The sequence below is a fragment of the Gordonia sp. DT219 genome (assembly GCF_049847065.1).
Lineage (GTDB): Bacteria > Actinomycetota > Actinomycetes > Mycobacteriales > Mycobacteriaceae > Gordonia.
In genome coordinates, this window is sequence record NZ_JBNCNR010000001.1 from 373515 (window position 1) to 396659 (window position 23145).

General features: G+C 66.4%; 22 protein-coding genes, 7 tRNA genes and 1 riboswitch. Of the genes, 14 read left to right on the forward strand and 15 right to left on the reverse strand.

Annotated elements, in window-relative coordinates:
* Window positions 1-2 precede the first annotated feature (2 nt).
* The 9 genes from ACPXB3_RS01835 to ACPXB3_RS01875 form a co-directional block, all read right to left on the reverse strand.
* Window positions 3-578, reverse strand: a complete 576-nt coding sequence (locus ACPXB3_RS01835; RefSeq protein ID WP_425726408.1) for a GNAT family N-acetyltransferase — start codon at window positions 576-578, stop codon at window positions 3-5.
* A 41-nt stretch (window positions 579-619) separates the two neighbouring features.
* Window positions 620-1246, reverse strand: a complete 627-nt coding sequence (locus tag ACPXB3_RS01840) for a class I SAM-dependent methyltransferase (protein ID WP_425726138.1) — start codon at window positions 1244-1246, stop codon at window positions 620-622.
* Window positions 1247-1257: 11 nt separating this feature from the next.
* Window positions 1258-2031: a 3-oxoacyl-ACP reductase gene (locus ACPXB3_RS01845; RefSeq protein ID WP_425726140.1), complete on the reverse strand. Its 774-nt coding sequence runs from the start codon at window positions 2029-2031 to the stop codon at window positions 1258-1260.
* A riboswitch (TPP riboswitch) is annotated at window positions 2022-2119 on the reverse strand. It overlaps the preceding gene by 10 nt.
* A 59-nt stretch (window positions 2120-2178) precedes the next feature.
* A tRNA-Val gene (locus ACPXB3_RS01850) sits at window positions 2179-2253 on the reverse strand.
* 12 nt (window positions 2254-2265) lie between these two features.
* Window positions 2266-2339: transfer RNA gene (locus tag ACPXB3_RS01855), tRNA-Cys, on the reverse strand.
* 22 nt (window positions 2340-2361) lie between these two features.
* Window positions 2362-2434, reverse strand: a tRNA-Gly gene (locus ACPXB3_RS01860).
* A 179-nt stretch (window positions 2435-2613) separates the two neighbouring features.
* A tRNA-Val gene (locus ACPXB3_RS01865) sits at window positions 2614-2688 on the reverse strand.
* A gap of 18 nt (window positions 2689-2706) precedes the next feature.
* A tRNA-Cys gene (locus ACPXB3_RS01870) sits at window positions 2707-2780 on the reverse strand.
* 22 nt (window positions 2781-2802) lie between these two features.
* Window positions 2803-2875: transfer RNA gene (locus tag ACPXB3_RS01875), tRNA-Gly, on the reverse strand.
* Window positions 2876-3117: 242 nt separating this feature from the next.
* Here ACPXB3_RS01875 and ACPXB3_RS01880 point away from each other — a divergent pair.
* Window positions 3118-3189 (forward strand) — tRNA-Val (locus ACPXB3_RS01880).
* A gap of 63 nt (window positions 3190-3252) precedes the next feature.
* Here ACPXB3_RS01880 and ACPXB3_RS01885 read toward each other — a convergent pair.
* Complete coding sequence (locus ACPXB3_RS01885) at window positions 3253-3936, reverse strand: DsbA family oxidoreductase (protein ID WP_425703498.1); 684 nt, start codon at window positions 3934-3936, stop codon at window positions 3253-3255.
* Window positions 3937-4001: 65 nt separating this feature from the next.
* Window positions 4002-5510, reverse strand: a complete 1509-nt coding sequence (locus ACPXB3_RS01890) for an MFS transporter (protein WP_425726142.1) — start codon at window positions 5508-5510, stop codon at window positions 4002-4004.
* An 87-nt stretch (window positions 5511-5597) separates the two neighbouring features.
* On the opposite strand from ACPXB3_RS01890, the gene ACPXB3_RS01895 reads away from it, so the two are divergent.
* Complete coding sequence (locus ACPXB3_RS01895) at window positions 5598-6002, forward strand: winged helix-turn-helix transcriptional regulator (RefSeq protein ID WP_425703502.1); 405 nt, start codon at window positions 5598-5600, stop codon at window positions 6000-6002.
* Window positions 6003-6251: 249 nt separating this feature from the next.
* Window positions 6252-7484 carry a hypothetical protein gene (locus ACPXB3_RS01900; protein ID WP_425726144.1) on the forward strand — a complete coding sequence of 411 codons (1233 nt, stop codon included), beginning with the start codon at window positions 6252-6254 and terminating at the stop codon, window positions 7482-7484.
* A 60-nt stretch (window positions 7485-7544) separates the two neighbouring features.
* On the opposite strand, the gene ACPXB3_RS01905 is transcribed toward ACPXB3_RS01900, so the two are convergent.
* Together ACPXB3_RS01905 and ACPXB3_RS01910 are read right to left on the reverse strand one after the other, a co-directional pair.
* Window positions 7545-7808 carry a hypothetical protein gene (locus ACPXB3_RS01905; protein WP_425703505.1) on the reverse strand — a complete coding sequence of 88 codons (264 nt, stop codon included), beginning with the start codon at window positions 7806-7808 and terminating at the stop codon, window positions 7545-7547.
* Window positions 7805-8410, reverse strand: coding sequence for a recombinase family protein (locus tag ACPXB3_RS01910; RefSeq protein ID WP_425703506.1), 606 nt, complete (start codon window positions 8408-8410; stop codon window positions 7805-7807). Before ACPXB3_RS01910 ends, ACPXB3_RS01905 begins: the two co-directional genes overlap by 4 nt.
* Before the next feature lie 286 nt (window positions 8411-8696).
* On the opposite strand from ACPXB3_RS01910, the gene ACPXB3_RS01915 reads away from it, so the two are divergent.
* A complete protein-coding gene (locus ACPXB3_RS01915; RefSeq protein WP_425726146.1) occupies window positions 8697-10316 on the forward strand; it encodes an HNH endonuclease signature motif containing protein in 1620 nt (539 codons plus the stop codon).
* 11 nt (window positions 10317-10327) lie between these two features.
* Here ACPXB3_RS01915 and ACPXB3_RS01920 read toward each other — a convergent pair whose 3' ends face one another.
* Together ACPXB3_RS01920 and ACPXB3_RS01925 are read right to left on the reverse strand one after the other, a co-directional pair.
* Complete coding sequence (locus ACPXB3_RS01920) at window positions 10328-11233, reverse strand: D-hexose-6-phosphate mutarotase (protein ID WP_425726148.1); 906 nt, start codon at window positions 11231-11233, stop codon at window positions 10328-10330.
* Window positions 11234-11288: 55 nt separating this feature from the next.
* Window positions 11289-11711 carry a DUF1622 domain-containing protein gene (locus tag ACPXB3_RS01925; RefSeq protein ID WP_425706729.1) on the reverse strand — a complete coding sequence of 141 codons (423 nt, stop codon included), beginning with the start codon at window positions 11709-11711 and terminating at the stop codon, window positions 11289-11291.
* A gap of 78 nt (window positions 11712-11789) precedes the next feature.
* On the opposite strand from ACPXB3_RS01925, the gene ACPXB3_RS01930 reads away from it, so the two are divergent.
* The 10 genes from ACPXB3_RS01930 (at window position 11790) to ACPXB3_RS01975 (ending at window position 23007) form a co-directional block, all read left to right on the forward strand.
* Window positions 11790-13214, forward strand: a complete 1425-nt coding sequence (locus ACPXB3_RS01930) for a carboxylesterase/lipase family protein (RefSeq protein ID WP_425726150.1) — start codon at window positions 11790-11792, stop codon at window positions 13212-13214.
* A 79-nt stretch (window positions 13215-13293) separates the two neighbouring features.
* Window positions 13294-14784, forward strand: coding sequence for a glycosyltransferase 87 family protein (locus ACPXB3_RS01935; RefSeq protein ID WP_425726152.1), 1491 nt, complete (start codon window positions 13294-13296; stop codon window positions 14782-14784).
* A gap of 110 nt (window positions 14785-14894) precedes the next feature.
* Window positions 14895-16967, forward strand: coding sequence for a threonine--tRNA ligase (thrS, locus tag ACPXB3_RS01940; RefSeq protein ID WP_425726154.1), 2073 nt, complete (start codon window positions 14895-14897; stop codon window positions 16965-16967).
* Window positions 16960-17553, forward strand: coding sequence for an HIT family protein (locus tag ACPXB3_RS01945; protein WP_425706733.1), 594 nt, complete (start codon window positions 16960-16962; stop codon window positions 17551-17553). The genes thrS and ACPXB3_RS01945 overlap by 8 nt, the downstream gene beginning before the upstream one ends.
* A gap of 28 nt (window positions 17554-17581) precedes the next feature.
* Window positions 17582-18274 (forward strand): phosphatidylinositol phosphate synthase, encoded by a 693-nt coding sequence (gene pgsA / locus ACPXB3_RS01950; protein ID WP_425726156.1) that lies wholly within the window; start codon window positions 17582-17584, stop codon window positions 18272-18274.
* Window positions 18271-19218: a phosphatidylinositol mannoside acyltransferase gene (locus tag ACPXB3_RS01955; protein ID WP_425726158.1), complete on the forward strand. Its 948-nt coding sequence runs from the start codon at window positions 18271-18273 to the stop codon at window positions 19216-19218. Before pgsA ends, ACPXB3_RS01955 begins: the two co-directional genes overlap by 4 nt.
* A complete protein-coding gene (locus ACPXB3_RS01960; protein WP_425726160.1) occupies window positions 19215-20339 on the forward strand; it encodes a glycosyltransferase family 4 protein in 1125 nt (374 codons plus the stop codon). Before ACPXB3_RS01955 ends, ACPXB3_RS01960 begins: the two co-directional genes overlap by 4 nt.
* 93 nt (window positions 20340-20432) lie before the next feature.
* The gene (locus ACPXB3_RS01965; RefSeq protein ID WP_425726410.1) at window positions 20433-20951 is read left to right on the forward strand and encodes an NUDIX hydrolase; all 519 of its coding nucleotides are present in this window, start codon (window positions 20433-20435) and stop codon (window positions 20949-20951) included.
* 232 nt (window positions 20952-21183) lie between these two features.
* Complete coding sequence (gene pdxS, locus ACPXB3_RS01970; RefSeq protein WP_425726162.1) at window positions 21184-22113, forward strand: pyridoxal 5'-phosphate synthase lyase subunit PdxS; 930 nt, start codon at window positions 21184-21186, stop codon at window positions 22111-22113.
* A gap of 39 nt (window positions 22114-22152) precedes the next feature.
* Window positions 22153-23007, forward strand: a complete 855-nt coding sequence (locus ACPXB3_RS01975; protein ID WP_425726164.1) for an SDR family NAD(P)-dependent oxidoreductase — start codon at window positions 22153-22155, stop codon at window positions 23005-23007.
* The last annotated feature ends 138 nt before the right edge of the window (window positions 23008-23145 follow it).

A 23145-nucleotide genomic window follows, 5' to 3' on the forward strand; every position in this document is an offset into this window, starting at 1 on the left:
CGTCACCGGCTCAGGTGCCGGACCAGGACGTAATCGTGTTCGATCGTGCCGTTGAGATCGAACGTCTTCACTCCGGCTCGACTGAACCCCATCTTTGCGTAGAACCGTTGTGCCCGAACGTTTTCCTGATTCACCCCGAGCCACACCGACGCCGCGCTGCGGTTGTCGGCGCGTGCGATTGCCGCGCCCATCAGCAGCCGCGACGGCGAGTCGGTGCGGCCTTTCGCATGATGATCGGGCAGTACGTAGACCTTGGACACCTCCGACGACGGCCGATCCGTGATCAGCGCGGCGACATCGGGATCGGCCGGCTCGCGATGGTGCACGAGGGCATACCCGACGGGCGTGTCGTCGGCGGTGCGGGCTAGCAGCACGTCGGAGTCGGCGGCGGCGATGTATCCGGCGAAGTTCTCGGGGCTCAGGTGGGCGCGGATGAACCCCGCGATGTCATCCGGGTGTGAATGCGGCGGACAGGCCAGCGGGAACGTCGAGGCGGCCAGCGCGGCCACCAGACCGGCATCTGCCGGATCCGTCACGAGGTCGACGATCACCTCGGCGGGTTCCGGCTGGGCGGACATGCTCGTCATGGCTGCCACGATAGCCCCGGGATGATCGGCGCTCAGGCGGTGCGGCCGCCGATCCCGGAGAGCATGTGGACCTCGGGGAAGCGGTGCTGCGGGTCCGGGTGGCTCAGCGTGCGCCAGTGCTCCTCGAAGCCGGCGGCGGCGAGATTTTCGGCGAGGGTGTCGGGATGCCACCGCCACGCGCGCGCGACGGCATGGTCGAATTCGTGGACGCCGGGTTCATCGGCGCTCTGCGCGGCAACGAGGACCATCGCGTGCGCAGGCAACCGGCGACGCCACGACGTGAGCACCGCGGGCATCAGTTCGGGGGATAGGTGAATGAGGCTGAACCGGGCGAGAATTGCATCGACGCGGGACAGTTCCACCTCGTCGAGCCCGGCGTCGCCGTAACGAAAATCGATGTGCGGGTGGGTCGCGCGTCCTATGCCTACCATCCCGCTGCTCGGATCCACGGCGATGACCTGCACGCCGCCGGCCGCCAGATGTGCTGCGACGTGGCCGATTCCGCATCCCACGTCCACGACGACGGGATCGTCGGCGCGAGCACGGACAGTTTCGGTGAAGACCTCGATCGAATGGCGCTCGAGCGGTGTGGTGAATGCGGTCGGAAAGGTTGTCGCGTAGAGCTGCGCCAGTGCGTCGTATCCGGGTTGGTGAGCCATCGACGGGGACGTCAGTTCTTGACCAGTCCGCCGTCGACGACGAGGTTCTGACCGGTCACCGCGCGGGCCCACGGGGAGAGGAAGAACAGCACCGCGTCGGCGAACTCACGCGGCGTGGTCACCGACCGTAGCGGGGTGGTGGCGGCGATCGCGTCGAAGACGGCCGACGGGGTCGCGGCGCTGGCGTCGGTGGTCCGCAGCAGACCGCCGGAGACCATGTTGACGTTGATTCCGTCGGGTCCGAGATCGTGCGACAGCGTGCGTGTCAGGGCCAGCAGCGCGGCCTTGGCGGCGGTGTAGTCGTGATACGGCACGACGGGATTCTGAAATAGGTTGGTCCCGATCGTGACGATGCGGCCGCCGCCGCTCGCGCGCAGTCCGGGCAGCGCCGCCTGTACCGTGTTCAGCGCACCGCCGACGACACCGCGGAACTGGGCGTCGAGTTCGGACCAGCTGAGGTCGTCGGCATGCGAGCGCGCATCGCCGTTGAACGAAAAGTCGGGCAGCGCATTGGTGACAACCGCGCTGATCGGCCGATCGAAATACGTTGCAGCAGTGTCGATCATCGATCGGACGGCGTTTGGGTCGGCGACATCGGCGGCGATCGCCACGGCGCGTGGCCCGATCTCGGTGGCCAGTGCGGCCGCCGCGTCGGCGCTGCGACGATAGTTGATGACCACGCGCGCGCCCTCGGCCGCCACGGCGCGGACGATCTCGGCGCCCAGACCGCGGCCGCCGCCGGTGACGAGTACCACGTGATCGGAAATCGGCAGTGCAGCAGGCACGGTGACCATCCCTTCGCCAGTCCGAACTGGTGCAGGTTCGACGGGTGTGATCTCAGCCGGCCGGATGCCGGCACCCCGTGTCAGAGAGCCATCAGATCGTATGGGTGCCGCGGATGCAAGAAACCCGCCGGCGAGCGGCGGGTTTCGTGGTGCGCGATACAAGGATTGAACTTGTGACCTCTTCCGTGTCAGGGAAGCGCTCTCCCACTGAGCTAATCGCGCAGGATATGGAATTGGAGGTGGCGACGGGAATCGAACCCGTGTGCACGGCTTTGCAGGCCGTTGCCTAACCACTCGGCCACACCACCAGATGCGAGTTCACTCGCGCCGAGCGGATGACGGGATTCGAACCCGCGACCCTCACCTTGGCAAGGTGATGCGCTACCAGCTGCGCCACATCCGCATGTTCCCTGAGCCGATCCGATCGCTCAGGACGTGCTGCGCAACCATATTCGATGGGCCGCCCATACGCCAAATGCGCAGGCGCGTTCCACGCACCGGCGGCGGAAATTGCTCACGAATCAGGTGCGGCCGACAGGAGTCCGAGAGCGCCGAAAACCCGCCGGTACGCGGCGGGTTTCATGGTGCGCGATACAAGGATTGAACTTGTGACCTCTTCCGTGTCAGGGAAGCGCTCTCCCACTGAGCTAATCGCGCGGGATATGAAATTGGCGGTGGAGGTGGCGACGGGAATCGAACCCGTGTACACGGCTTTGCAGGCCGTTGCCTCACCACTCGGCCACACCACCAGATGCGAGTTCACTCGCGCCGAGCGGATGACGGGATTCGAACCCGCGACCCTCACCTTGGCAAGGTGATGCGCTACCAGCTGCGCCACATCCGCATGCCCGCGAGCGATCTTTTGGACCATGGTGCTCGCGGCGCGGGACAGAACATTATCCGAACGTCACGGAGATACCAAATCGGCTGGTCTCAACTCACCCTGACACACAGGGAGCTGCCGAGATGTCCCGGATCTGGGGGGGCTCGGAGCGGCACGCAGGAGACGACCTGCATTTTGCCGAACACGACCTTCGCCGTGTAACCTTCCTCCTCGTGCACCGGCGCCCCGAGCGCCGGCCACACGGTCCCGTGGCTCAGTGGAAGAGCGTCCCGTTCACACCGGGAAGGTCGCTGGTTCGATCCCAGCCGGGACCACTCTGTTGCCGATATTCACACCGCTCACCGGTCCGGTTCTTCCTCCTCACCCTTGTGACAGGTCTATTCGGTGCTCCACGCGCGGTTGATCGCCTCGGCGTAGCCGTCGGAGTCTGTGGAGCCGGCGACCGCGATGCGACCGTCGAAGACCGTGAAGGGCACGCCGGTGATGCCGAGTTCACGGGCTTCGGTCTCGTCCGCGCGAACCGTGTCGGCAAACTCGTCACCCGATAGGACTGCTTCGACCCGGCTTCGGGGGATGCCGAGGCGGTCGGCGTGGTCGGCGAGCACGATGTGGTCATAGACGTCGGCGCGACCGCTGAACAGTGCTCGTTGAAGATCGCCGAGCAACTCCCCGGCAAGCCCAAAGGTGTCGGCGAGGTGCAGGACCCGGTGAACGTCGAAGCTGTTCGACAGCACCCGATCTCCGGTGTAGGGCAGCCCCTCGTGGTGGGCGATGGCAGCGACCTTTTCCTCCATACCCATGGCTTCGGTGGGGGACAAGCCGTATTTCGCGCGGAGAAGCTCAAGGTTCGGCTTCGACTCCGCCGGCATGCCCGGGTCGAGTTCGAAGGAACGGACCTTGACGGTGATGGCCTCGGCGTACGGCGAAGATCCGATGGCCTGATCGAGCCGATTCTTGCCGATGTAGCACCACGGGCAGGCGAGGTCACCCCAGACATCGATCTGGAGCCGCTTGCCCTGTGGTGCTGCCGCCGACGTCTGCGTTGGTGTCGATCTGGTCATTGTCGAATGTCCTTTTACTTGTGTGGAGGGTGGTTTCTTCGGAGCGTGGTGTCGACGCGGGTGCGTCAGTTGGCGACCCGGTCGGGGTCTGCCTGCTCGGGGTCCGACTGCTGGGGGTTCGTCTGCTCGGGGTTCGCCTGGGCGGGAACGGGCTTGGGTGTGGCCGGAAGCAGTGCGGCGACAAGGGTCAAGACGAGGCTGACCGCGGCGATGATGACAAAGACGGTGCGGTAGCCGTGGACGATACCGTCCGCCGCGCTGAGTCCGGTGTGTGTGGCCGTGGTGGCTGCGACGGTGACCAGGAGTGCGAGCCCGATCGCTCCGCCGACCTGACGGGACATGTTGACCAACCCTGATGCGAGACCGGCGTGTTGGTGGTCGATCCCGATCGTGGCGGCCGCGACGATCGGCACGAACATCAGACTCATCCCGGCCCCGGCGACGAGCGTCGGCCCCAGTACATAGATCGCATAGTCGGAGTGGACCGGGATTCTCGACAGCCATGCCAAGCCGCCGGCGGAGACGACGCTGCCGACGATGAGCAACAATCGCGGACCGAACCTCGCCACCAGTCTCTGACTCGCGATCGCGCCGATCGCCGTCATCACGGTCATCGGGACCAGCGACAGGCCGGTGCGGACGGCGCTGTAGCCGAGAACCTGCTCCTCATACAGGGAGAGGAAGTAGACGACTGCGGTCAGGGTCACGCCGAGGCCGGCGAAGAGGATGTTGGCGATGGTCAGTGGACGATGGCGAAAGATACTCAACGGGACCAGCGGGGCAGCGGTGCGGGTCTCGATGACCACGAAGGCCGTCAGCAGGACCACGGCGGCGAGCAAGGCTGCGATCACGTTCGCCGATCCCCACCCCTTACTGCTCGCGGCCGACAGGCCGTACACCAGGGCGACCACCCCGAGCGTGGCCGTCACCGCACCGGGGACGTCCAGGCGACGCCAATTGCTGACCGCGGCGGCTGGCAGCAGGCTGATCGATGCCACGACGAACAGGACGATCCCGATGGGCACGTTGATGAGCAGCACGTACCGCCAGCCCAGTGCAGAGGTGAGTACTCCTCCGAGCACCAGCCCGGCCGCGCCGCCGATCGAGGCTGCTGCCGACCACAAGGCCAACGCGCGAGTTCGGTGATGGGCGGCCATCGGGCTGGTGATGATCAGGCTGATGGTGGCCGGCGTCATCGCGGCGGCCCCGAGTCCTTGTACGAAGCGGGCGACGAGCAACCATTCGCTGTTCTGGGCCAGACCGCCCGCCAGGCCGGCGAGTGTGAAGATCACCAGTCCCGTCAGGAACACCCTCTTCTGCCCAAAGAGGTCCCCGGCTCGTGAGGCGAGCAGCAGGAAGCCACCGAAGGTCACGAGATAGCCGTTGATGACCCATTGCTGGCCGTCGACGGACAGCCCGAACTCCTCATGTATCCCGGGCAGGGCGACGTTCACGATTGTGGTGTTCATCACCAATACGAATTGAGCTGTGCAGGCGATCGCGATGATCACCCAGACGGGCACCCGTAGCGTCGGGGCGCCGGTCGGGGATTCGGCGGATTTCGGTGTGGTCATGCCTGCCTTCTCGAGCGTCTGGTAGTTACTTGTTGTGTGTCACCAGATCGTCTGTGAGTATTGGGTCATGCACAAGAAGGCACTTTCATGTCAGTAGGGCACATCGAGACGTCTGTCCCGCTCGGTTCGAGCGAGGACTGCCCGACTCGAGAGATTCTCGATCGGGTCGGAGACAAATGGAGCGTTCTGGTGATCGTCTTTCTCGGCCGGCGCACCCACCGGTTCAACGAGCTGTATCGCGCGATAGACGGCATCAGCCAGCGAATGCTCACGCTCACGGTGCGCGCTCTCGAGCGCGACGGGCTGGTGAATCGCACGGTCTACCCGACCGTGCCACCCCGGGTCGACTACGAACTGACCGAGCTCGGCCGGACGCTGCTCGATCCGATCGAAGCCCTCAACGCATGGGCGAACGCCCATCGTGACGACATCCGGGCCGCGCGTGCACGGCATGATTCCGAGTCGACGGCCGCCGCTGCCCAGGCCGACTGATCCGGCCGCAGTCGGCCGGGCAGCGCTTTGGGTGCCGTGAGAATTCGTAAAGCGCTGCGACGCAAGGATGATCCCGGTTCACGGCTCGTCGGCAGGGGCCGACGGGTAGGTCGATGTAGACTCGCCGACCGGAATTGTGTTCCTTGAACCGGGGCAGGTCAACACTGTGGGGCCTCCCGATCCTCCCGGTTCAGCGGACCATTCGTCGATGCCACCGAATTGCTGTTGAAAGGTCGAGGTCTGTAGCGCATGCTCGTCAACGAATCCCTATGGCAGGAACTGCCGGACGACGTGGCCGGTGCCGTGTGCGCGCCGTGGCCGAATGTCGTTCGCCGGAGCCGCCGTCGGACCCAGGGTGCCGATGCGCCCGCGACCATCGACGAAGGCTGGGACAAGTTCGTCTACATCGTCAGCTGTCTGTCCCGGGGCGCCCGGAGCATGAGCGGGAACATCCGCGTCGGCGGTGAATGGACCCGTCCCGGTGTCGAGACACCGCAAGTGGTCGAGGATGTCGTCGACGAGGCGCGCGCAGGCATCGATCAGGAGAACTTCCCGGCAGCCATCATCGTGTGCGCGGACAAGGGCACCGGGGCGGTCCGCCGGGCGGTCATCACCGGACCTGCCGCCTGGCGATGGTACGTGCCGTTGGCTGACGAGCAAGATGCCTACCTGGCAGATTTGTTCGGAGAGGTTGTGGCACAACCTGTTTCCCAGTGGGAGCCGCTGACAGTGGAGCATTCGGTGCACCCCGGTGTGTTGGCTCGGTTGCGCGCGCCTGCGGTGGCCGCCGACGGAACCGAGATCGCAGTTGCGCCGAGCGTCACACCGTGGAGCGAGAACCGGTACGTGATCCTCGATGACGGTCCCGGTGTGGCCGGCGACCTCCGGATCTGGCCGGAGGGCGCAGGTGGCGACGTCGAACCGGTACGTGTCGGCGTCGAATGTCTGGAAGCCCAGGGCGTCTATCCGCCTTCGCGTGGCGCCGGGGAAATGACCCAGGATCTCGTCGTACGATGGCGTTTGCAGAGCAGCGAATACGTCGAACTCGACTGGACCGATGAGCTTGCCGAGGACGCCAACGACCGATGGCTCGACGGACAGCCCGATCCCGAGGGCGTGGTGCGTGTCTCGAAAGATCCGGTCGACGCGCCGTTCGCCGACGAGTTGACGGTCCGCCCCGATGGATCGTTCTACGAACTCGCCGACGACACCGACAGCACGATCGCCTTCTGGTCGGCGGAGGGAGCACTCGAAGGGCTGGGCTACACCTTCAACGGCTTCATCGCGACCAAAGATGGCCGTGACTATGTGATGGACTACGAGGAACTGGGTGAGCCGCCGACGCTGCGTCGCTGCGATAGTGACGTCGACATCGTAGAGGAACTCATTCGGGACGACACCACACTCACCCGGATTCAGAACACGATCTTCGACGGCATCTACCGGTCCCGTGTGATCCTGCGGTACACGCTGATCCCGTGACCGGCCCTTGTGACCGGTGAGACCGCAACAGCTGACACGTTCATCTGCTGATGCGGCGAATCAGCGCTTCGGATGCCGCACGAATCCGTAAAGAGCTGCGCGATAACCACGTTCGTAACTCTGTCGGATATCGGGGATGTCGCCGGCGGCCAACGCGGCCGACGCATGGTTGGCAGCCCAGGCCAGTGGCATCGACGCGAGATAGGCCGACGCCTCGTCGTATCCCCGCTGGAACTCCACTGCATCGAGGGTGGGGTCGTCGATCGATGATTCCGGCGTGGTGGCCCCCGGAAATGTCAGCACGCGGGATTCATTGGTGGTCACTGTGCGGTCCTCTTCTCGGCAAGTGTTCGGTAGAGCGTGGCGCGGCTGACCCCGAGGGTCGCCGCGATCGTCGGCACGGGATCTCCGCGGTCCCGGAGTCGTTGGGCGAGTTCGATTTGCTCGTTGGTGAGCGCGCGTGGACGTCCGAGTGTCCCTCTTCCATGCCGGGATGGGTGCGACTGCTTCCGCGGCTGCCCCTGCGCCGCCTCGTCGTTCACGACAGCAAGGGACGTGAGTACGCCGACGAGGGTCGCGCCCGCATCGTCTCTGGTGCTCAGTCGCTCGCGCAACGCGTGGACCCCGATGGTGCGGTCACTCAGATGACGCAGTGTCGCAAGCACTTCGCGCGCCGAACGGCCGAGGCGATCGATACCGATCACCACGACGGTGTCGCCGGAGCGGGCATAGTCCAGCAACGCGGCGAGCCCGGCGCGTGGTCCGGTAGGGGAGTCGGCGGATGTTCGGTCGCTGTAGACGCGGGCGGCTGTGACCCCGTTCGCGACGAGATCGTCGATCTGCGACTCGAGCGGCGGTGCACCCGTGCTCTCGCGTGCATAGCCGAGGAGCATCCCGGTCTGCACGCCCGGATCGATGGAAGGCATGCGTATGAGGGTATCCGAAAAGTCGCAAAACAGTGCTGGCGACACGCTCGGGTGTTATGAGACTTCGACCTCGCCGTCTTGCCGTGTAGGCGATGAAGGGGACCGATTAATACGAAGATTCGTGGCGGATTGGTCAATGGCTGGTGTCTCGAAAGCGGCTTCTGAGATGGCGGACATGGCGGCGAGATGTGAGACTTCGCCGGCCGGGGGTGTCGGTGCGCCGAACCGGGTGACCGTCTTGTCGGGGACGCCGGTTTTGTCGGTGGCGGGTTCTAGGGTGTTGGTAATGGGTTCGGCATCTGCCGGGCCGGTCACCGGGCACGCGGAGGGGGAGGTGTCGATGTTCTCGTTTGTCGATGCTGAGGCTGATGTGCGTGTGGTGGGGTCGATGTCGGCGACGGATCTGGGGGAGTCGGGCCGGGATTTGTTGCGGCTCAGTCGTCAGGCCGAGGCGCGGGTGGTGTTGGCGGCGGGTGAGTTGGGGGAGCGTACCTATCGGGATGTGTTGGTGTCGGCGCCGCCGGTGTTTCAGATGATGATGCGGCACAAGGCCGATAAGGCGGCGGTGGCGGAGGTGTCGCTGCAGTTGGGGATTTCGCGGTCGAAGGCCGGTCGGTGGATGTCGTTGGCGGAGTTGCTGGAAGCTGTGCCGACGATCCGGGCGGCCTATCTTGATGGCGAGTTGAGCACCAATCGGGTCGACATCATGGCGCGGGCGGCCTCACGCGCCCCGAAAACTGCTGACGACGACGCTGACACCGACACCGACGGCACGGATTCTGGGGTGTCGTTTGAGGATGTGGCGCTCGAGTTGGGGTTGCGGGCGTCGACGGATCCGGTGTTGCGTGATCAGCTCGAGGAAGTGTTGATCTCGTTGGACCCGCAGGCCTCGGCGCAGGAGCGTGATGCGTTTGATGAGGCGTTCGCGCAGGTGTCGATCACCAATGATGCTGTTGGGCATGTGAATATCGAGGCGTGTGTACCCGCCCATGTCGGGGTGTTTCTGCGGGATCGGATCGCGGCGTTGATCGGGTTGCGGGTGTGCCGGAATGATCGGCGCACGATCGGGCAACAGCGGGTGGCGGCCCTGGCCGAGTTGACGGGGGTTCCGGGTGCCCGTCTGTCGTGTACGTGTGGTCGGGACGGGTGCGCGCGGGCGGCGAAAGACCCCGACGCCGCGCCGGCCGACGCGGTCATGACCGACGAGACCGCAGCGGAGACCCCGGCGGATGCGGCTGAGGCCGCCGAATGGGATTCGCAGCTGCCCGCGCCGACCGATGCCGATGCCCCGCCTGCCGACGGCGACGCCCTATCTGAGTGGGATGCTGCGGCGCCGATCGTGCTTCCGTCGCCGGTAATCACCCCGGATGCTCCGGCGTTCACGCTGGTGGCGGATTCGGCGGGGGTGGTGGTGCCGCGGTTGCGTGGGTATGGGGTGATCGATCCGGTGTTGGCGGGGGAGTTGGCGCCGTTGGCGACCCGTGTCGAGGTGTCGGAGGCGGCGCGGCAGATTGCGGCGCGGTTGGTGGAGTCGATTGCTGATCGGTCCCTGGCGCCGCCGTGGGATTCGAGTGGGCATGGTGGGCATGCCACGGCACCGCCGGGTGCGTTGCGGTATCGGCCGTCGGCGCGGGTGCGGGCGGAAGTGTTGGGTACCGATGTGTGGTGTCGGTTCCCGTACTGCGGCATGCCTGCGGAGGCGTGTGAACTCGACCATGTGGTGGCGTTCGATCATGCCGATCCGCGGGCCGGGGGTTGGACGCTGCCCGCGGATCTGATCCCGTTGTGCCGTCCGGATCATCAACGCAAACATTTGGGTATCTGGCGGCCGACGCTGCACACCGACCGCACCGTCACCTGGCGTCACCGCGACACCGGGCAGACCATCGTCACCCACCCCCGGTAGCAGTCGAGATCTCACGTGTCGAGCGGCGATACCGAGATGGTCTGCCACATCGAATGGGTGGTGCCCGCGGCGACGTGGACCGCATCGTCCCCGACGTTGGCCGTTTCCACGCAGGCGAATTCACGCCAATGTGGCCCGATATCGGCCATGCCGTTCGCGACGTCTACACCGGGATTCCACACCACTGCGGTACGGGCGGCGTGTCCGCGAATCTCGATGGCCCGTCCAAATCCTGGATCGACCAGACGGTACGTGCCGCCGGCGTCCGGGTAGACCCGGTCGCTTCGGGGCCGGTCGGCAGGCAGTGTCCAATCACCGTGTTGGGTAAAGGTTCTCAGTTGGTCGAATTTGTCCACGTAGGTCAGGCCGGCCAGCCCCTCGACGCGCACCACGGTGGCATCGGACACGCGAAAGTAGTTGTGCAGCGCCTCCGTCAGCCGAACCGGCGCCACACCAGGATTATGCGTGTGCAGACCTTGTTCGAGGTGCGTCCCGACTCGAACGGTCATCTGGAGCCGGACGTCGAGATGGTCGAGGCCTTCGGGTTCGAGTTCCAACTCCACCGCACCCGAGGATGCCGTGCGGGTAGTGGTCAGCGCCCACCGAGCAGTGCGAGCGTACCCGTGGGACGGCGCATCCTCGGGTTGACCTTCGCGAGCGAAATACGGCCAGCAGACCGGAATTCCACCACGGATCGGTGTCGGTGGCGCAGCGAGGAGCGGTGATACCCACAGCATGTCGTGCACCGAGCCCGTCGGTACAAAAGAAAGCAACTGGCCACCGAAGGCGGAGATCGCCGCCTTCGAGTGCGGCGTCTCGATGAGGTAGGCGCCGAGTCCGTGAGAAGTGCCTTTCCGTACGCCTTGGAACCGAGCCGACGCGGCATGGTGGGATCGGTTCTCCTCTGGTGGGGTCACCCCTCAAGCCTGGCACAGTGCGCATCGCGGCGCCGACCGATTCTCGTCGCCGAGTTCAGGATCGGTCGTCGGCCAACCGCGCGGCCTGCGCATCCTTGGCGACAGCGCGTCCCAGTTGTTGCGCTCCGCTGGTGAGAAGTGCTCGGCGCCAGGGCAATACGCCTTCGATCTCGATCTGTATGGACATCGACAGAACGGTCCGGATCAGCACGACGATCCCCAGGATGACGGCGTCGGTGATCGACGGTTTGGAGGTGATCGTTCGGATGAGGTCCGCGGCAACGAGGACCTCGAGGCCGAGCAGGATCGCCGAGCCGAGAGTGTTGCGCAGGATCGTGAACGCCTCGGCGCCCCCGTCCTTGCGTGCGAGCGCGCGCACACTGAGTATCACCGCCACGGTGAATCCGGCGATCATCGCGACCGCGCCGATGACCTCCAACACCACGGCGACCGTGGAGAACAAGTCCTCGATGTCCATTTCTGGAGATTAGTGCGGAGTGTCGGTGTTGACCAGACCCCTCTGCTCGACCTCGCACGGGGCGTACCGTCGGCGAACATGACCCGCGCTGATGTCGATGCCCCCGTCGTCTCGATCTCCGATGGCCAGATCTCCGGCCGTATGACCGACGGCATCGCCGCCTTTCTCGGAATCCCTTATGCCGCACCTCCGGTCGGGCCCGCCGCGTTCGCGGCCCCGGCGCCCCCGGGATCGTGGGATGGTGTCCGGCAGGCCATCGAGTACGGGCCCACGGCCCCACAGGTGCCCTATCCCGGGCCGATCGGGGAACTGCTCGACAACGTCATCGTCGCCGGTGCGGACTATCTGAACCTCAACGTCTGGACTCCGGATCCGGGTGCCGGTGGGCTACCGGTGATGGTGTGGATTCATGGGGGTGCCTTCACCCGCGGGTCCAACCGGCTCGCCATGTACGCCGGTGACACCTTTGCGCGTGACGGCGTGGTCTGCGTCGGTGTCAACTATCGGCTCGGCACTGCGGGGTTCGCGTCGGTCCGCGGTGCTCCGGAGAATCGCGGTCTGCTCGACCAGCTCGCTGCACTGGAGTGGGTACGCGATAACGTCGCGGCTTTTGGCGGCGACCCCGACAACATCACAATCTTCGGTGAGTCGGCCGGCGCGATGAGTGTTGCGTCGTTGCTGTCCTCGCCGCGTGCTGCCGGCCTCTTCCGACGCGCGATCATGCAGAGCGGTAACGGTTCTGCAGCAGCCGACCCAGCCGATGCGCGCAGGGTCACCGACCGGCTGGCGCAGCTCCTCGGGGTGGATGCCACGGCCGCGGTGTTGGGTGAGGTGACCGGAGAAGCGTTGCTGGCGGCTCAGTCACAGGTGGCGTTGGAGATCATGCTGGCCCCCGACCCACAGGTGTGGGGGGAGTCGGTGGTCGAGGTGGGTCTGGGCATCATGTCGCAATTCCCGGTGATCGATGGCGAAGTGCTGACCGCTCGGCCGGTCGACGCGATCGCCGCCGGGAACGGATCGTCGGTCCCGTTGCTGGCGGGCTGGAACGCCGACGAGTTCCGCCTCTTCCTGACGGCCACGGGCGGGGCGGCGGCGGTGACCGAGCAGACGGCGACGGCGATGCTCGCCGCCACCGCCGGCGGAATCGACTCCCTCCGCAGTCGGCTCGATGCCGGGATGACGCCAGGAGACGCGCTGTGCGCGGTACTGACCGGCGCCGGTTTTTCCGGGCCGACGACCACTCTGGCGCAGGTCCGTCCCACGTCGCCGACATATCTCTATGAATTCGGCTACGAGAGCCCGCGCGCGGATATCCGGGCCGGCCACGCCGTCGAGATCCCGTTCGTCTTCGACCACCTCGACGGCGCGCACCCGCTGACCGGCCCGGAACCCGATCAGCGCATCGCCGACGCCATGCACGGCGCGTGGGTTCGATTCGCGACCACCGGGGAACCCGGTTGGGCGGATCATGTAACCGCCGGAGGGTTGCGGCGCTTCGACTGACCTCGACTGATCGGGCAGCGGTTCGGCGTGTCCGTACACAGGTCCTCGACCTACGGCCGCATCGTCGTACCGTGTATCCATGCTGCGCAGCGCGACCGCCGAGCGGGAACCACGCTCTGCCGGCTGGGGGCTGATCGGAATTGCCGCAATTGCGGCGATCGCGGTATTCGTGTGGCAGCTGACCGTCATCCCGGCAGGCAACCCCTTCTACGGGCTGTTCCACAACACGGTTGATCTGCGCGTCTATCTGGCCGGTGGCCGAACGGTCCTCAGGGGTGATCCGCTCTACAACCACGCGATGCTCGCCGACCTCGACTTCACCTATCCGCCGTTCGCCGCGGTGATCTTCGCCCCACTGGCCCTTGCGAGTCTCGCCACCGCGAAAATCCTGTGGTGGGGGGCGATCGGTCTGGCCTTGGTGGCCACCGTGCTCCTGGGATTCCGCAGCCTCGGATACCGGGTGGATGCCCGGTTGTGGGTGTTGTCGGTATTGGTTGCGGTCGCATCCACCGCGCTCGAACCGGTCCGGACCACGATCTGGCTCGGTCAGGTCAACATCTTCCTCATGTTGCTGATCCTGGCCGACCTGGTATTTCTCGATCTGCGACGGCCTCGTTCACGACTGCGCGGCCTCTGGGTGGGCGTGGCGGCGGGTATCAAACTCACCCCCGGATTCTTCGTCGTCTACCTGCTGGTGATCCGCCGGTGGCGGGCCGCGGTACTCGCGGTGGTGGGGTTCGCGGTCACCGTCGCCATCGGTTTCCTCGTGATCCCCGGTGACTCCCGTGACTACTGGACCACCTACCTCGGTTCCGCCGATCGTGTCGGACGGGTCGACTCACCGGCCAACCAATCGGTCAACGGCCTCATCTCCCAGCTCTTGGCCTATTTCGGGGCGACGAGATATCGCCACCCGTATCCCGATGGCGGCACCGTCTTCCAGGCGCCGGGTTGGATGTGGGTTCCGGTGGCGGTGGTCGTCGTGGTGCTCGGATTGTGGGCGGCGGTCGTCGCCTACCGCCGCGGATGGCGCCTGCTGTCGGTCACCATCACCGGGATGACGGGCGCCGCGGCATCGCCGTTCTCATGGGGCCACCATTGGGTGTGGTTCGTCCCGCTGCTGGTCGTGGCTATCGACGTCGCCTATCGGGGTGCGCTCACCGATAGGCGTCGCGTGTGGTGGTGGCTCGTTCCGGCGGCGCTGGTGGTCGCGACTTTCAGTTGGAGCTACAACTGGTGGACCAGCGGTCGGTATCAGACCTCGGATCATGCGATCGCGATCGGCGTGTTCATGATGCCGCGCTGGGCCGACACCCATTGGTATGACGCCGCCGCGGTCGTCTTCTATTCGTGCGCGTATCTCGCGGTGCTGCTGGTGACGATCATCATCACGCTCGTCGCCGGCCGCCCAAGGCGATCGGTCGCCGACGTCACCGACGGGCAATCTGACGCCGCCGGAGATCCCGAGGTCACGTCGGCATCGAGCGGGCCAGGAGAGACCACACCCGTCGGCGCGCAGCTGCCGGGGCAGTCGACTGCGGGGAACGCGGGCGACAGTCCCAGCCTGTGACACCGCCGCGTACCCGGCGCGGATACGATCGACGACGAAATCGAAAACCGGAAATCGAAATCCCGGCGGCACCGGCCATGGTGCCGCCATGCGTGTGAGGAGCATCCGCCGTGCCCGACGATCTCAAGGTGAGCCATCCAGCCACGATCCGTGTGCCTGCTGGGACCACCGCGGGCACCGCATTGCGTGAGCACGACCTACCCAACAAGGGACCACAAGCCGTCGTCGTCGTCCGTGACGCCGCCGGCGAGCTGCGTGATCTGTCCTGGACGCCCGAGCTCGACACCGAGGTGGAACCTGTCGCCGCCGACACCGAGGCCGGCCGTGGTGTGATCCGGCACTCGACAGCACACGTCCTCGCGCAGGCCGTGCAGGAGCTGTTCCCCGACACCAAACTCGGGATCGGTCCGCCCATCAAGGACGGCTTCTACTACGACTTCGACGTCGCCGAACCGTTCACTCCCGAGGATCTCGCCGCCCTCGAGAAGAAGATGAAGCAGATCATCAAGTCGGGGCAGAGATTCTCGCGGCGGGTATACGCGTCCAAGGACGAGGCCCGGGTGGAGCTGGCCTCCGAGCCGTACAAACTCGAACTCATCGATGACAAGGGTGCTGCCGCCGACAGTGAGGTGATGGAGGTCGGCGGCACCGAGCTCACCGCCTACGACAATCTCAATCCTCGTACGGGCGAACGTATTTGGTGTGACCTGTGCCGCGGCCCGCATGTGCCGACCACCAAGTACATCGCCGCATTCAAGCTGACCCGAAGCTCGGCGGCCTACTGGCGCGGCGATCAGGACAATGCCGACCTGCAGCGCGTCTATGGCACCGCCTGGGAGTCCACCGAGGCCCAGGACACGTACCTGGAGTTGCTCGCCGAGGCCGAGAAGCGCGATCACCGCAAGCTCGGTGCCGAACTCGACCTGTTCAGCTTCCCCGACGAACTCGGCTCCGGCCTGCCGGTGTTCCATCCCAAGGGCGGCATCATCCGCAAGGAACTCGAGGACTACTCCCGAAAGCGCCACACCGACGAGGGCTACGAGTTCGTCAACACCCCGCACATCACCAAGTCGCATCTGTACGAGGTGTCCGGCCACCTCGAGTGGTACGCCGAGGGCATGTTCCCGCCGATGCAGCTCGACGCGGAGTTCAACGACGACGGCACTGTCCGCAAGCCGGCCCAGGACTACTACCTGAAGCCGATGAACTGCCCGATGCACAACCTGATCTTCCGGTCGCGGGGCCGTTCCTACCGCGAATTGCCGTTGCGGCTCTTCGAGTTCGGGTCGGTCTACCGCTACGAGAAGTCCGGCGTCGTGCACGGTCTGACCCGGGTCCGGGGGATGACGCAGGACGACGCGCACATCTACTGCACCCGCGAGCAGATGCGTGACGAACTGCGCTCGCTGCTGACCTTCGTGCTGGATCTGCTGGCCGACTACGGCCTGGACGACTACTACCTCGAACTGTCGACCAAAGACCCGAAGAAGTACGTCGGCGACGACGAGTCGTGGGAGATCGCGACGAACACGCTCGCCGAGGTGGCGCACGAATCGGGTCTGGATCTGGTGCCCGATCCCGGGGGTGCGGCCTTCTACGGCCCGAAGATCTCCGTGCAGGTCAAGGACGCGCTCGGGCGTAACTGGCAGATGTCGACGATCCAGCTCGACTTCAACCAGCCCGCGCGGTTCGACCTCGAGTACACCGGTGCCGACGGCGCCAAGCATCAGCCGGTGATGATCCACCGCGCCCTGTTCGGATCGATCGAGCGGTTCTTCGGCGTGCTCACCGAGCACTACGCCGGGGCCTTCCCGGCCTGGTTGTCGCCGGTGCAGGTGGTCGGCATCCCGGTCGCCGAGGCATTCGCCGACCATCTGCAGGGCGTCGTCGACGATCTCCGCAAGCGCGGCATCCGTGCCGAGGTCGACTACTCTGACGATCGCATGCAGAAGAAGATCCGCACCCACACCACCGGAAAGGTGCCGTTCATGCTGCTCGCGGGCGAGCGTGACGTGGCCGCCGGCGCGGTGAGTTTCCGCTTCCGGGACGGCACCCAGGTCAACGGTGTGCCGACGGCGCAGGCGGTCGAGACGATTGCGCAGTGGGTCGGCGCCCGCCGAAACGAATCACCGACCGGCGCACTCATCGGGACCGATGGGACGGGCGGGGGTAGCGATGGGTGACGAATACGCCGACCGGCGCCCCGACACCGAGATCTGCGACTGCGGCACCGGCGATCCGGACCGATTGCAGCGGCTGTGGAGCCCGCATCGGATGACCTACATCACCGCCGATCCGCCGTCGGCGAACTCGACCGGACATCCGTTTCTCGACATCCCGACGATGTCGGACGAGGACGGGCTGATCGTGGCGCGCGGCGAACATGTGTACGCGGTCCTGAACCTGTACCCGTACAACCCCGGACACACCATGATCGTGCCGTATCGGCAGGTCGCCGACCTCGAGGCGCTGACACCGGGCGAATCCGCGGAGCTGATGGCGTTCACCCAACGGATGATCAGCACGATCAAATCGGTGTCGAATCCCAACGCGTTCAACGTCGGGCTGAACCTCGGGTATGCCGCGGGTGGTTCGCTGGCCGAACACCTGCATCAGCACATCGTGCCGCGCTGGGTCGGTGACGCGAACTTCATCACGGTGATCGGCGGCACGAAGGTCATGCCGCAGCTGCTGCGGGACACCCGTGGGTTGCTCGCACAGGCCTGGCAGCGGTTCGAGCAGGTCGACGACGGTCGGGACACGCAGTGAATGGCGATGGCAGAGAAGGGACGCGCCGGTGCTGAGCATTTTGGGCCGTGCCTCGGTGTCGAAGGTGACCCTGCCGATCGGCCGGGGACTGCTGCGCACGGGCCTCACGCCCGACATCATGACGGTGATCGGCACGGTGGCGACGGTCGCCGCGGCCTTGACGCTGTTCCCGATGGGGCATCTGTTCTGGGGCGCGATGGCCATCTGGCTGTTCGTGATGTTCGACATGCTCGACGGCGCGATGGCCCGCGCCCGTGGCGGGGGAACCCGCTTCGGTTCGGTTCTCGACGCCACCTGTGACCGGATCGCCGATGGCGCCATCTTCGCCGGTCTGGCCTGGTGGTGCGCGTGGACCGAACCGCACCGACTGCTGTTCGTCGCCACGCTGATCTGCCTGGTGACCTCGCAGGTGATCTCGTATGCCAAAGCACGGGCCGAGGCGGCCGGACTGAACGGCGACGGTGGTCTCATCGAACGTCCCGATCGGCTGATCATCGTCTTGGTGGGTGCTGGATTGACCGGCCTGGGGCTGTGGTGGCTCATCCACGTGGCGATGTGGCTGCTCGCGGCCGGATCGGTCATCACGGTCGGCCAGCGCATGTGGTCGATTGCCGCGTCGCCCAGTGCACGTGAGCTGATCCCGGCTGCCGCAACTCCCACCGACAGCGCCCCCACCGCTCCCGATGAGTCCGGTCGCGATTCCGGCATGGACCAGCAGTGACCGGATCCACGGCGCTCGAGAGGTTCGCCGCGAGTGCCTCCGACCTCGGATACCGGGCCGGATGGGCGGGCGTGCGCTACGCGCCGGACCGACTCGCCCGGGCGGTGTTCGACCGGGCCGGAGCATTCGTGGGCCGACGCAACGGTGGCCCGGAACAGCTGCGGCGCAACCTCGCCCGCGTCGTCGGCACCTCACCAGAGGAGGTGCCCGACGAACTCGTCGGGGCGGCGGTGCGCTCCTATGCCCGCTACTGGTGCGAGGCGTTCCGTTTGCCCGCGCAGGATCTCGCGGCGACCGCGCAGACGGTGACGCTTCCTCCCGCCGACCGTGCCCTGCTCGACACCGCCCTCGGCCGTGGTCGTGGTGTGGTCCTGGCCCTTCCGCATTCCGGCAATTGGGACATGGCAGGCGTCTGGCTTGTGCAGAACTACCATTCCTTCGCCACCGTTGCCGAGCGTCTGCAGCCGGAGTCGCTGTTCCGGCGTTTCGTCGACTATCGGGAGTCGTTGGGATTCGAGATCTTTCCGTTGTCCGGTGGTGAGCAGCCGCCGTTCGGTCGGCTCGCCGAACGATTGCGCGCCGGCGGGATCGTGTGCCTGCTCGGTGAACGCGACATCGCGCGCCACGGTGTACCGGTCACCTTCTTCGGCGAGCGCACCCGCATGCCCGCCGGCTCGGCCCGCCTGGCCATCGAAACCGGCGCGAGCCTGGTGCCGGTGCACCACTGGTTCACCGACGCCCCCAATTCGATGATCGGTTTGGCCCCCGACATCGACGTGTCCGGCGGGGTGCAGGCGGCCACCCAGGCGCTCGCCGACGTGTTCGCCGCCAACATCGCCGCACACCCCGCGGACTGGCACATGCTGCAGCCCTTGTGGGAGGCCGATTGGTCACAGCGGCAACGCGAACGGGTGCAGGGCTCGCGCGGGGACGAACACACGTGAGAATCGGGATGGTCTGCCCGTACTCGTTCTCGGTGCCCGGCGGTGTGCAGGCGCACGTCGTCGAACTGGCGCAGGTGTTCATCGAGCGCGGACATCATGTGAGCGTGATCGCCCCGTCTGACGGTGACACCGAGCTTCCCGACTACGTCGTGTCGGGCGGATCGGCGCTGGCGATCCCGTACAACGGGTCGGTGTCGCGAGTGAACTTCAGTCCCAACGGGTATCGACGGCTGCGCCGATGGATCGCCGACAACGACTTCGACGTGTTGCACGTCCACGAACCCAATTCACCGAGCTTGTCGATGATGGCGTTGATGGTGGCCTCGGGCCCGATCGTCACGACCTTCCACACGTCGACGTCGAAGTCGTTGTGGCTCAGTATATTTCAAGGAGCGCTGCGGCCGTATCACGAGCGTATCGCCGGCAAGATCGCGGTCAGCGAACTCGCCCGCCGCTGGCAGATGGAATCGCTCGGGTCGGATGCGGTGGAAATACCCAACGGCATCAACGTCGCCTCGTTCGCACAGGTCGCGCCGCTGGACGGATATCCCTGGCCAGGGCGGACGGTCCTGTTCCTGGGCCGCTTCGATGAGCCGCGCAAGGGTATCGACATCCTGATGCGCGCCTTGCCCGCGGTGGTCGAGGAGTTCGCCGATCTCCGGGTTCTGGTGGTCGGGGGCGGAAACCAGAAGGCATTGCGTCGGCGTGCCGGCGATCTGGCCGAGCACCTGGTGTTCCTCGGGCAGGTCGACGATGCAACCAAGGCGCGCGCGCTCGCGTCGGCGGATGTGTATTGCGCGCCCAATCTGGGCGGCGAGAGCTTCGGCATCGTGCTGGTGGAGGCGATGGCTGCGGGCGCGGCCGTCATCGCCAGCAAACTCGATGCGTTTCGCCGCGTCCTCGACGACGGCCGGGCCGGGCGGCTGTTCACGGTCGGCGCCGCCGACGAGTTGGCCGCGGGGCTGCGGGAACTCCTCGCCGACGACGAGGCCCGTGCGGATCTGGTGCGGGCGGGCCGCGCCCGTGCCGCACGCTATGACTGGTCGCGTGTGGCCGACGAGATCATGCGGGTCTACGAGACGGTCACGGTGGGGGCCGGCCCCGTCGTGGTGTCGGACTGAGTGGTGTCGGACTGAGTGGTGCCGGACCGAGTGGGGTGGCGCGGGTCGGGTACACCGACCTGCCGGACAAGTGGAGGTGACACGCCGGTGGTGGTGACCGTGCTCGTGGTGATACTCGCGGTGATCCTGGTGATCGTTGCCGCCTGGGCCTACAGTCGGGCCAATCGTCTCGATCGGCTCAACGTGCGCGTCGATTTGGCCTGGCAGGCGCTCGCGGCGGCGCTGGAGCGCCGGACGGTCGTGGTGCGGGTGATCACCTCGTGGATGGACAATTCCGGCGATCCGGCGGTCCGGACGGCGGCGCGGGACCTCGCCGCGTGCGCCGATGCCGCCGATCGTGCCCCGCGCAGCGCGCGCGAAGACGCCGAGAATGCACTGTCGAGGGCGTTGAGTCGAATCGACCCGATCGGCCGCCCGGTGGGCCTTGTCGCCGAACTCGCCGACGCCGAGACCCGCGTGATGATGGCGCGTCGCTTTTACAACGACGCCGTGCGTGACACCCGCAGCCTTGCCGACCGCTTCCTCGTACGGCTACTGCACCTCGGGGGCACCGCAGCGCGGCCCGAGTACTTCGAGATCGTCGAGCGGATCACCCCCGGTACGGGTGGCTGACGGCCGGGCGACGGACCCGCTCACCACCTCGCCTATCCTGGTGGGGACACGCTGTGCGGCCGTTGAGCGGCGCAGCCGATGTGAATCCGCCAGTGCGAATCAGGAGATCTCCGTGACTCAACCCCAAGCAGGGACTCAACTCCAAGCAGGGACTCAACCCCAAGCAGGGACTCAACCCCAAGCAGGGACCCAACCCCAGGCAGGGAGTCAAGCCCAGGCAGGGAGCACCCCCTTGCCGGATGCGTCGTCCGCGATCAATGGGCACCACGTCACCGCCCGGTCCGGTCAGGGCACCGCGCGGGTGAAGCGGGGGATGGCCGAGATGCTCAAGGGTGGCGTGATCATGGATGTGGTCACCGCCGATCAGGCGAAGATTGCCGAGGATGCCGGCGCGGTCGCGGTGATGGCGCTCGAGCGGGTGCCCGCCGACATCCGCGCGCAGGGCGGGGTGTCGCGGATGAGCGACCCCGACATGATCGACGGCATCATCGCCGCGGTGTCCATCCCGGTGATGGCCAAGGCGCGCATCGGGCATTTCGTCGAGGCGCAGATCCTGCAGAGTCTCGGTGTCGACTACGTCGACGAGTCCGAGGTGCTGACTCCGGCCGATTACGCCAACCACATCGACAAGTGGGCCTTCACGGTGCCGTTCGTGTGCGGTGCCACCAACTTGGGCGAGGCGCTGCGGCGGATCACCGAGGGGGCGGCCATGATTCGCTCCAAGGGTGAGGCCGGCACCGGCGACGTCTCCAACGCGACGACGCACATGCGCAAGATCCGGGACGAGATCCGCCGGCTCACGTCGCTGCCGAAAGACGAACTCTACGTCGCCGCCAAGGAATTGCAGGCGCCGTACGACCTCGTGGCCGAGGTCGCCGAGGCCGGCAAGCTGCCGGTGACATTGTTCACCGCCGGCGGCATCGCGACCCCGGCCGATGCGGCGATGATGATGCAGCTCGGCGCGGAGGGCGTATTCGTCGGATCGGGCATCTTCAAATCGGGCAATCCGGCCCAGCGTGCCGCCGCGATCGTGCAGGCCACGACCTTCCATGACGATCCGGACGTGCTGGCCAAGGTTTCACGCGGCCTCGGTGAGGCAATGGTGGGTATCAACGTCGACGACATCCCGGCACCGCATCGGCTGGCCGAACGGGGCTGGTGACTCGTCGGGGGATACCTCTTCGGCGAAGGAGCACGTGAGATGAGCAACGACCGCGTCGTCGTCGTCACCGGGGCGGCACGCGGCATCGGGCGGGCGGCCGCGGTTGCGCTCGCGCGTGCCGGGTACCGGGTCGCCGGGGCGGATATCGCGGCGCTCGCCAGCGCGGCCATGGATTACGCCCCGGCCACGCCGGCAGACCTCGCCGAGACCGGACGACTCGTCGAGGCTGCCGGAGCGCAGTGGCTGCCCGTCGTCTTCGACCAACGTGACCGGGCAGCGGTCCGGGCGGGCTTCGCGCAGGTGGTCGAGCATTTCGGCGGCGTCGACGTCGTGTTCGCCAACGCCGGCGTGCAGGGCTTCGCCTCCGTGCTGGACATGAGCGACAAGCTGTGGGACGACCAGATCGACATCAACCTCACCGGGACCGCCAACGTCGTTCGCGTCGCCGCTCCCTTGCTCGTCGAACGTGGGGGAGGCCGGATCATCATCACGTCGTCCACACAGGGCCAGCACGGCACCCTCGACGGTGCGGGTTACTCGGCGTCGAAGTGGGGTCTGCTCGGGCTGATGAAGTCGGCTGCCCTGGACTTGGGCAAGTACGGCATCACCGTCAACGCGATCGTTCCCGGACTCATCAACACCGCGCTCACCCGGCATCAGGACCGCTACGCGCAGATCATCCGCACCGGCGGGAACGAGCCCACCGGCGACGTCGAGAAGGACGAGCAGACCGCTGCGGCCGCCGAGCGCGCGAAGCTGCCGCTCGGTGTCCCGTGGGTCGAGCCGGAGGACGTCGCGCCGCTGGTCGTATTCCTCGCGTCCGAGGAGGCCAGGATGGTCAGCGGCACGAGCTTCGCCGCCACCGGCGGGGACAGCGCCAACATCACCTCCTGAGCCGGCTCGCGGCTCAAGAGGATCCTCACTGCTCGAGGGGCCTCCTGATGGGTCTGCGTGGCGGGGGAGTCCCAGCGCCGGCGGTTGCCGGACTACCCTTACCGGCATGAACGCGCATCCCGCCCGGTCGAGTCGACC

Bases quoted from the DNA above. Each gene is read 5' to 3' on its own strand.
- ACPXB3_RS01975 (WP_425726164.1), top strand. From the start codon at position 22,153: ATGAGCAACGACCGCGTCGTCGTCGTCACCGGGGCGGCACGCGGCATC.
- ACPXB3_RS01925 (WP_425706729.1), bottom strand. From the start codon at position 11,711: ATGGACATCGAGGACTTGTTCTCCACGGTCGCCGTGGTGTTGGAGGTC.
- ACPXB3_RS01900 (WP_425726144.1), top strand. From the start codon at position 6,252: ATGCTCGTCAACGAATCCCTATGGCAGGAACTGCCGGACGACGTGGCC.
- ACPXB3_RS01840 (WP_425726138.1), bottom strand. From the start codon at position 1,246: ATGGCTCACCAACCCGGATACGACGCACTGGCGCAGCTCTACGCGACA.
- ACPXB3_RS01915 (WP_425726146.1), top strand. From the start codon at position 8,697: ATGGGTTCGGCATCTGCCGGGCCGGTCACCGGGCACGCGGAGGGGGAG.
- ACPXB3_RS01885 (WP_425703498.1), bottom strand. From the start codon at position 3,936: ATGACCAGATCGACACCAACGCAGACGTCGGCGGCAGCACCACAGGGC.
- ACPXB3_RS01835 (WP_425726408.1), bottom strand. From the start codon at position 578: ATGTCCGCCCAGCCGGAACCCGCCGAGGTGATCGTCGACCTCGTGACG.
- ACPXB3_RS01890 (WP_425726142.1), bottom strand. From the start codon at position 5,510: ATGACCACACCGAAATCCGCCGAATCCCCGACCGGCGCCCCGACGCTA.
- ACPXB3_RS01910 (WP_425703506.1), bottom strand. From the start codon at position 8,410: ATGCCTTCCATCGATCCGGGCGTGCAGACCGGGATGCTCCTCGGCTAT.
- ACPXB3_RS01945 (WP_425706733.1), top strand. From the start codon at position 16,960: ATGGGTGACGAATACGCCGACCGGCGCCCCGACACCGAGATCTGCGAC.
- ACPXB3_RS01895 (WP_425703502.1), top strand. From the start codon at position 5,598: ATGTCAGTAGGGCACATCGAGACGTCTGTCCCGCTCGGTTCGAGCGAG.
- ACPXB3_RS01935 (WP_425726152.1), top strand. From the start codon at position 13,294: ATGCTGCGCAGCGCGACCGCCGAGCGGGAACCACGCTCTGCCGGCTGG.
- ACPXB3_RS01930 (WP_425726150.1), top strand. From the start codon at position 11,790: ATGACCCGCGCTGATGTCGATGCCCCCGTCGTCTCGATCTCCGATGGC.